At 42.3% G+C, this 7228-nt stretch carries 9 protein-coding genes and 2 pseudogenes; 6 read left to right on the top strand and 5 right to left on the bottom strand.

Features of this window, described 5'->3' with window-relative positions; all coding sequences use genetic code 11:
- A pseudogene (locus LH47_RS13760) lies at positions 1-208 on the bottom strand (IS66 family transposase); the annotation flags it as partial.
- Between the two features lie 93 nt (positions 209-301).
- Between LH47_RS13760 and LH47_RS15650 the strand changes: the two are divergent.
- Both LH47_RS15650 and LH47_RS15645 read left to right on the top strand, forming a co-directional pair.
- Positions 302-511, top strand: coding sequence for a transposase (locus tag LH47_RS15650; protein ID WP_235341162.1), 210 nt, complete (start codon positions 302-304; stop codon positions 509-511).
- Between the two features lie 80 nt (positions 512-591).
- Positions 592-795, top strand: a complete 204-nt coding sequence (locus LH47_RS15645) for an antibiotic biosynthesis monooxygenase (protein ID WP_084221349.1) — start codon at positions 592-594, stop codon at positions 793-795.
- 39 nt (positions 796-834) lie between these two features.
- Here LH47_RS15645 and LH47_RS16530 read toward each other — a convergent pair whose 3' ends face one another.
- From LH47_RS16530 to LH47_RS13750, 3 genes are all read right to left on the bottom strand, one after another.
- Positions 835-1008, bottom strand: coding sequence for a hypothetical protein (locus LH47_RS16530; protein WP_167333792.1), 174 nt, complete (start codon positions 1006-1008; stop codon positions 835-837).
- Between the two features lie 108 nt (positions 1009-1116).
- On the bottom strand, positions 1117-1440 hold the full coding sequence (locus tag LH47_RS13755) for a spore coat protein (RefSeq protein WP_043968479.1): 324 nt from the start codon (positions 1438-1440) through the stop codon (positions 1117-1119).
- Between the two features lie 15 nt (positions 1441-1455).
- A complete protein-coding gene (locus LH47_RS13750; protein WP_043968477.1) occupies positions 1456-1707 on the bottom strand; it encodes a hypothetical protein in 252 nt (83 codons plus the stop codon).
- 163 nt (positions 1708-1870) lie between these two features.
- Here LH47_RS13750 and LH47_RS13745 point away from each other — a divergent pair, with 163 nt between their 5' ends.
- Entirely contained in the window at positions 1871-2788 is a 918-nt protein-coding gene (locus LH47_RS13745) for a proline dehydrogenase family protein (RefSeq protein WP_043968475.1), read from the top strand.
- 19 nt (positions 2789-2807) lie between these two features.
- Here LH47_RS13745 and LH47_RS15640 read toward each other — a convergent pair whose 3' ends face one another.
- Positions 2808-2954, bottom strand: coding sequence for a YuzL family protein (locus LH47_RS15640; RefSeq protein ID WP_084221348.1), 147 nt, complete (start codon positions 2952-2954; stop codon positions 2808-2810).
- Between the two features lie 148 nt (positions 2955-3102).
- Between LH47_RS15640 and LH47_RS13740 the strand changes: the two genes are divergently transcribed.
- From LH47_RS13740 to LH47_RS13730, 3 genes and pseudogenes are all read left to right on the top strand, one after another.
- Positions 3103-5481, top strand: a complete 2379-nt coding sequence (locus LH47_RS13740) for a 3-hydroxyacyl-CoA dehydrogenase/enoyl-CoA hydratase family protein (protein ID WP_043968473.1) — start codon at positions 3103-3105, stop codon at positions 5479-5481.
- Positions 5482-5493: 12 nt separating this feature from the next.
- Positions 5494-6666, top strand: coding sequence for an acetyl-CoA C-acetyltransferase (locus tag LH47_RS13735; RefSeq protein WP_043968472.1), 1173 nt, complete (start codon positions 5494-5496; stop codon positions 6664-6666).
- Between the two features lie 15 nt (positions 6667-6681).
- A pseudogene (locus LH47_RS13730) lies at positions 6682-6930 on the top strand (acyl-CoA dehydrogenase family protein); the annotation flags it as partial.
- Positions 6931-7228: the final 298 nt, after the last annotated feature.

Below are 7228 nucleotides of genomic sequence, written 5' to 3'. Positions count from 1 at the left end.
GCAAATGGCTATTGGAGCTGTTTTTTTTCGTGCGTGCTTCCAGCTCTTGAACGCGATACTTGAGTTGTTCATTTTCTTTGCGTAGCTGTTTGTTTTCTTTCAACAGTTGCTCAATGACTTGTTGTTGGTGAGTAATGAGCTGCTTTTGTTGTTGGACTTTGCTGATTAAGCTTTCAACTGTAAATACAGCTTGTTGTACCGTCAACATGCGATTCACCTCCTTGTCTATCAATATTCACATCATGGACAGGAAAAGCAAAAAATATTCAGCTCACTTTATGATGTGGCTGAATAGTTACCGATGTGGTATGGTAGAACGTATCATAAAATAAGTAGATGGTTTGCATCATCGCAAACTTGTTCAGCGTGTGGGTGTGTAAACAAAAAAGTAAAGTTATTATCCATAAGAGAATGGGTTTGCGATTATTGTGGTACGATTCATCAAAGAGACGAGAACGCTGCAAAAAATATACTACAACAAGGCTTAAAAGAATTAGGTTTATTTGCATAAATATCGTACGGCAGGAACTGTCGGAATCATACGCCTGTGGAGTTAGTAGGTTACGAGGACGATGAAGCAGGAAATTCTCACTGCGAAGTGAGAAGCCCAGGGAGATTCAGGATTATGATGAAGTACGTGTATGCACTACGTGGGAGAACAAAGAATCGTTCGAGGCTTGGACGCAAAGTGAGGCATTTCGTAAAGCGCATGAGCAAAAAGTAAAAGATCGTCCTGATTATGTACTTGGAAACGAAATGTTTGCATATGAAGTTGCCCTTTCTTTTCAAGCATAGAAAAAAGCTAGGGAGCCAGTGCTCCTTAGCTTTTCATGGTTAATAGTACCATCCGCCGCCATATGGGGAAAACGGATATGGACGTGGTGGGTAATAATATGGACGTGGCGGATAAAACGGATAAGGCGTTAATGCACTGCCAAGCAATCCACCTAAAAAGCCCCCGAAAAACGGTGCACCAAAAAAGCCGAAAAACGGTCTGCGACCATACATTGAGCATTCCCTCCTCGAGTTTTGTCATTACATTGACACTATATGCAAGTCATCTGTCAAATGGTTGGGCGCATGACAAAAGCCGACTGCATAAGCAGCCGGCTTTTCTTACTGCATCATATTGTTGTATGGGAATTGGCTCGCGTATCCTTGAAATTGTTGATATGATTGTTGCAATTTTTGTTGGTCTGCTTGTTCAAGTGTGTACCAACCTTTTTTAAACATTAAGTTGTACAATTCACGTTGGCAATTTTGTGTTTCGGTAAACATATGCAAAATTTCATCATACAAATGTTGATGGCTTGCTTCGTTTAAAAATGTACAATAACTATCCGTCATATATTTTTCAGTTGATAACATATCATTAATAAAATCGCGATCGTTCATTTGGGGTGTTTTCGGAATTTGTGTTTCAGTATTTTGCACTTTCATGTCTTCATGTCCTCCTTATTGCATGTGTGCTGATGGCTGTAATTGGTGTAACAGTTGTTGATAATGGCGTTGATGCATTTGTCCGACACGCTCAATCGCTTGTTTAATTTCTTGATCTTGGCATTGAGTGGCAAAAAAATGAGCTTTTTTCATCGCCAGTAAATTCCATGATAATGCATCTGTTAAATAAAGAGCGTCTTTTGTTGAAATCATTTCAGGTGGTTGAGCCATCATCGCATGTTGTTGTGTATTCATTTGTTGTTGCATGATCATCCCTCCGTGTAAAATTATGTTCGACTGTATATTGCCCACGTGCCGTATAGTTATACGTGTGTAGACAAAAAATATGACTATTCGACAAAAACATATTCAAGTGATTGAAAACGTGTTACAATACGGGTGGATGCGCTTGCAAAGGGGGTAAGCAACAATGGAACAATTGATGCGCGACTTTTTCTTATTTTTGTCAAAAAACAAAACGTTAACAAAATTGGCGAAGCGGTACGGTCTTCGTTTCGGTGCGTCGCGCTTTGTAGCGGGGGAAACGATTGAACGTGCAGTAGACGTGATTAAAGAACTCAATCGTAAAGGACTAGCGGTCACGATCGACTACTTAGGAGAATTTGTTGATAATGAACAAGAAGCAAATGAAATGGCGAACCATTCGATTGAGGCGATTCGTGCGATTGGTGAAAATAAGTTAAATTCACAACTATCGCTAAAAATGACATCGATGGGATTGGACATTTCCGATGAGCTTGTGATGAAAAATATGCGTCGCATTTTAGATGAAGCAAAAACCCATGGTGTATTTGTGACAATTGATATGGAAGACTATTCTCGTTGCCAAAAGACGATCGATATTTTTAAGCAGCTGAAAAAAGAGTATGACAATGTCGGAACTGTATTGCAAGCATATTTGTATCGCACAGAAAAAGATATTGAAGATTTAAATGCGTATCATCCAAACTTGCGCCTTGTGAAAGGGGCGTATAAAGAGTCACCAGAAGTGGCTTTTCCAGATAAAAAAGATGTAGATGAAAACTTTAAAAAGATTATTAAAATGCATTTATTAAATGGCAACTACACAGCTGTTGCCACACACGACGATGCCATTATCGAATACACGAAACGACTAGTGAAAGAACATAACATTCCAAATGATCAATTTGAATTTCAAATGTTATACGGCATTCGCCCGGAGCGCCAAGAACAATTAGTGCGCGAAGGATATACGATGCGCGTCTACGTTCCATACGGAACCGATTGGTACGGCTACTTTATGCGTCGTTTGGCGGAACGCCCAGCAAATGTGGCATTTGTGTTAAAGGGTATATTAAAGAAATAAAGGTGGGCACATCCCACCTTTATTCATTCCCCATATTTTCTTTTCCATATTGTTGATTTTGACTCGTCTTTTTTCCGCCGCCATCACGTTCTACCGTTGGTCCTGCATTTCCTTTTACGCTTGCAGCACTTACACCTGCTTTCGATGGGTGTTTTTTTATTTTCATCGCCATTCACCTCCTTTCGTATCATGTCCTAAATCGTTGACAAAATTCGTTACATTTATTTGTTGCGAAAATTTGAAATATAATTTATATTTAAGATAAAGGAAAAAATGAATGACCATTCATTCAATCGGGATAAGGGGGAAGGAGAATGCGAATTAAAAAAGCGGCTGTTCTCGGTTCTGGTGTTATGGGATCGGGGATTGCGGCGCACTTAGCGAACGTCGGCATTCCGACATTGTTGTTAGATATTGTACCGAAAGAGTTGACAGCGGAAGAAAAAGCAAAAGGGTGGACGCTTGAACATAAACAAGTGCGCAATCGCATTGTCAATCAAGCGGTTGAACGTTTGTTGAAACAAAAGCCAGCTCCGCTCATGTCGAAAGAAGATGTAGCGCTTATTGAAGTCGGTAACTTTGAAGACGATTTTCACCGTTTATCAGAATGTGACTGGATTATTGAAGTCGTTGTTGAACGGCTTGATGTGAAAAAAAGTGTGTTTGAAAAAGTGGATGAAGTAAGAAAACAAGGAAGTATTGTCAGCTCGAACACATCTGGCATTTCCATTGAAGCAATGGCGGAAGGACGCTCGGACGATTTTAAAAAGCATTTTTTAGGCACGCACTTTTTCAATCCGCCACGCTATTTAAAACTACTAGAAGTCATTCCGACAAAGCATACCGATCCATCGGTTGTTTCGTTTATGAAACAATTTGGAGAAAACGTGCTTGGTAAAGGGGTCGTTCTTGCGAAAGATACGCCAAACTTTATTGCCAATCGGATCGGAACGTACGGCTTGCTTGTCACTGTGCGCGAAATGATGAAAGGCGGCTATAGCGTAGGTGAAGTCGATTCTGTGACTGGTCCGTTAATTGGCCGCCCAAAAAGCGCCACGTTCCGCACGCTTGATGTCGTTGGACTAGATACGTTTATTCATGTAGCTAACAATGTGTTTGAAAAAGTAGAAGGTGAAGAAAAGGAAGTATTTACTGTTCCATCTTTTATGAAAACAATGGTGGAAAAAGGATGGCTTGGCAGCAAATCTGGTCAAGGATTTTTCTACAAGAAAGGAAAAGACATTTTTGAATTAAATTACGAAACGCTTGAGTATGAACCGACGAAAAAATTAAAGGCACCGTCTGTTGAAATGAGCAAGCAGGCAAAAGGGACAGCGAATAAATTGAAAGCGCTTGTATATGCGAATGATCGCGCAGGACAATTGCTTTGGAACATTTTAAGCCCAACGTTATTATATTCGGCTGAACTGCTTGGAGAAATTGCAGATGACATCGTAGCGATTGACCGTGCGATGAAATGGGGCTTTGGCTGGGAGCTCGGTCCTTTTGAAACGTGGGATGCAATCGGCGTGAAGCAGTCTGTTGAAAAAATGAAGGCGGAAGGTCGCCAAGTACCATCGTGGGTAGAACAAATGTTGGCAAGCGGACATGAAACGTTTTATAAACATGAACATGGCCAAGTATCATATTACGACCGTGGACAATATAAACCGATTGAAGAAAACGAAAAAGTCATCCATATTCAACGCTTAAAAGAACAAAAAGGGGTGATTAAGAAAAATAGCGGTGCAAGTTTGATCGACCTTGGTGACGATGTGGCGTTACTTGAGTTTCACTCACCAAACAATGCGATCGGTTTTGATATTGTTCAAATGATTAACTATGCGTTAGAAGAAGTTGACCGCAACTATAAAGGACTTGTTATCGGAAATCAAGGAAAAAACTTCTGCGTCGGTGCAAACCTTGCGATGATTTTAATGGAAGCGCAAGATGACAACTATTTCGAAATTGAAATGGTCGTTCGTCAATTCCAACAAGCGATGATGAATATTAAATATAGCGCAAAACCGGTTGTCGTTGCTCCATTTGCGATGACGCTTGGCGGTGGAACGGAAATTTGCTTGCCAGCTTCACGCATTCAAGCGGCTGCAGAAACGTATATGGGACTTGTCGAAGTCGGTGTCGGTCTCATTCCGGGTGGCGGTGGAAATAAAGAGCTGTATATTAAACATTTGAGCGGCATGCCGAACGGTGTGGAGTTTGATCTACAAAAAGTCGCAAATAAAGTGTTTGAAACAATTGCGATGGCGAAAGTATCAACGTCTGCCGCGGAAGCGCGTGAATTGAATTTCTTAAATGCACAAGATGGCATTTCTATCAATGGCGATCATCTCATTCATGACGCAAAACAAGCGGTGTTAGCGTTATATGAGAGCGGATACAAACCACCCGTGCGCAAAAAAATTCCGGTTGTCGGGGAAACGGGATATGCGACGTTGTTGCTTGGTGCGCAAGGAATGTATCATTCCGGCTACATCTCAGAGCACGATTTAAAAATTGCGAAAAAACTTGCTTACGTTATTGCTGGTGGAAGCGTACCGTACGGAACAGAAGTGGACGAACAATATTTGCTTGATTTAGAGCGCGAAGCATTTTTAAGCCTTGTCGGCGAGCCGAAAACGCAAGCGCGCATGCAACATATGCTTGTGAAAGGGAAACCGTTAAGAAACTAAGGGGGGATTAACGTGAAAGAAGCGGTCATCGTTGCCGGAGCGCGTACGCCTGTCGGCAAAGCGAAAAAAGGGACGTTAGCTAACGTCCGACCAGATGATTTAGGGGCGATCGTTGTCAAAGAAACGTTGAAACGGGCAGGAAACTATGAAGGGAACATTGATGATCTTATTATCGGATGCGCTATGCCAGAAGCGGAACAAGGGTTAAATATTGCGCGCAACATTGGGGCGCTTGCTGGTTTGCCATATACAGTGCCAGCGATCACGATTAACCGTTACTGTTCATCAGGGTTGCAAGCGATCGCTTATGCGGCAGAGAGAATTATGCTTGGGCATGCAGATACAATTATTGCTGGCGGCGTAGAGTCGATGAGCATGGTTCCGATGATGGGGCATGTCGTACGTCCGAACGTGAAGCTCGCAGAAAGCGCGCCAGAGTATTACATGTCGATGGGACATACGGCTGAGCAAGTAGCGATGAAGTACGGTGTGACGCGAGAAGACCAAGATGCGTTTGCTGTTCGTAGCCATCAAAAAGCGGCAAAAGCAATTGCGGAAGGAAAATTTGTCGATGAAATTGTGCCAGTTGATGTGACCGTTCGTCATATTGAAAATAATAAATTAGTAGAGAGAAAGATAACATTTAGTCAAGATGAAGGGGTTCGCCCAGACACAAATATGGAGACGCTTGCGAAATTGCGTCCTGCGTTTTCGGTAAACGGAACAGTAACAGCTGGAAACGCTTCGCAAACGAGTGACGGAGCAGCTGCGGTGATGGTCATGGATCACGAAAAAGCGAAAGCGCTCGGTTTACAACCACTTGGTAAATTTCGCTCGTTTGCAGTAGCAGGTGTTCCACCAGAAGTGATGGGCATCGGTCCGATTGCGGCAATTCCAAAGGCGCTTAAGCTTGCAGGACTTGAACTTTCTGACATCGGTTTAATTGAATTAAATGAAGCGTTCGCATCACAAGCGATTCAAGTCATTCGTGAACTCGGGTTAGATGAAGAAAAGGTAAATGTGAACGGAGGAGCGATTGCTCTCGGTCATCCGCTCGGTTGCACAGGAGCGAAGTTAACGTTGACGCTTTTACATGAAATGCGTCGTCGCAACGAGCAATTTGGTATTGTCACAATGTGTATTGGCGGCGGCATGGGCGCTGCTGGTGTATTTGAATTATTATAAGAGGAGGAATAAACAATGGAAAAAGCATTACAAATCGCGCAAGGTGGTAGCTTTTTAATTGAAGATATATCGCCAAATCAAGTGTTTACACCAGAAGATTTTACAGATGAGCAAAAAATGATTGCGAAAACGACAGAAGAATTCGTCGTTAATGAAGTGTTGCCACAACTTGAGCATTTAGAAAACCACGAATTTGATCGATCAGTTGCTCTTTTAAAACAAGCAGGCGAACTCGGATTGCTCGGCGCAGATGTGCCGGAAGAATAGTGTGAGTAAAATATTTGTGGGTGACATTCAGGAATGATTCCCCGACGAGGGTTGCGAACTTTTGTTCGCGACGCTCGTCGGGGCCACCAAGCGAAGCGCGGTAGAAAAAAGCAAATGTCATGCAAAAAGGACTCTCTCCCTGCTATGATGGTGATGACCAACATCAATAAAACAGGAGGGAGAGAGTCCATGAAACATTTTACCACAGAATGGCCTTTATTAAAAGAGCTGGAGGAACAATTAGTCAGAACTCTTCAAAAGGTGTTCGCTGTCTTGTTGGCGGCCCTTTTGGAGG

The organism is Anoxybacillus thermarum (assembly GCF_000836725.1).
Taxonomy (GTDB): domain Bacteria; phylum Bacillota; class Bacilli; order Bacillales; family Anoxybacillaceae; genus Anoxybacillus; species Anoxybacillus thermarum.
Note: the sequence above shows the minus strand (reverse complement) of the source record. Positions and strands in the feature narration are given on the sequence as shown.

Excerpts from the sequence above, each read along its gene's own strand:
- LH47_RS15650 (WP_235341162.1), top strand. The coding sequence starts at position 302 with ATGTGGTATGGTAGAACGTATCATAAAATAAGTAGATGGTTTGCATCA.
- LH47_RS16530 (WP_167333792.1), bottom strand. The coding sequence starts at position 1,008 with ATGTATGGTCGCAGACCGTTTTTCGGCTTTTTTGGTGCACCGTTTTTC.
- LH47_RS13755 (WP_043968479.1), bottom strand. The coding sequence starts at position 1,440 with ATGAAAGTGCAAAATACTGAAACACAAATTCCGAAAACACCCCAAATG.
- LH47_RS13750 (WP_043968477.1), bottom strand. The coding sequence starts at position 1,707 with ATGCAACAACAAATGAATACACAACAACATGCGATGATGGCTCAACCA.
- LH47_RS13745 (WP_043968475.1), top strand. The coding sequence starts at position 1,871 with ATGGAACAATTGATGCGCGACTTTTTCTTATTTTTGTCAAAAAACAAA.
- LH47_RS15640 (WP_084221348.1), bottom strand. The coding sequence starts at position 2,954 with ATGAAAATAAAAAAACACCCATCGAAAGCAGGTGTAAGTGCTGCAAGC.
- LH47_RS13740 (WP_043968473.1), top strand. The coding sequence starts at position 3,103 with ATGCGAATTAAAAAAGCGGCTGTTCTCGGTTCTGGTGTTATGGGATCG.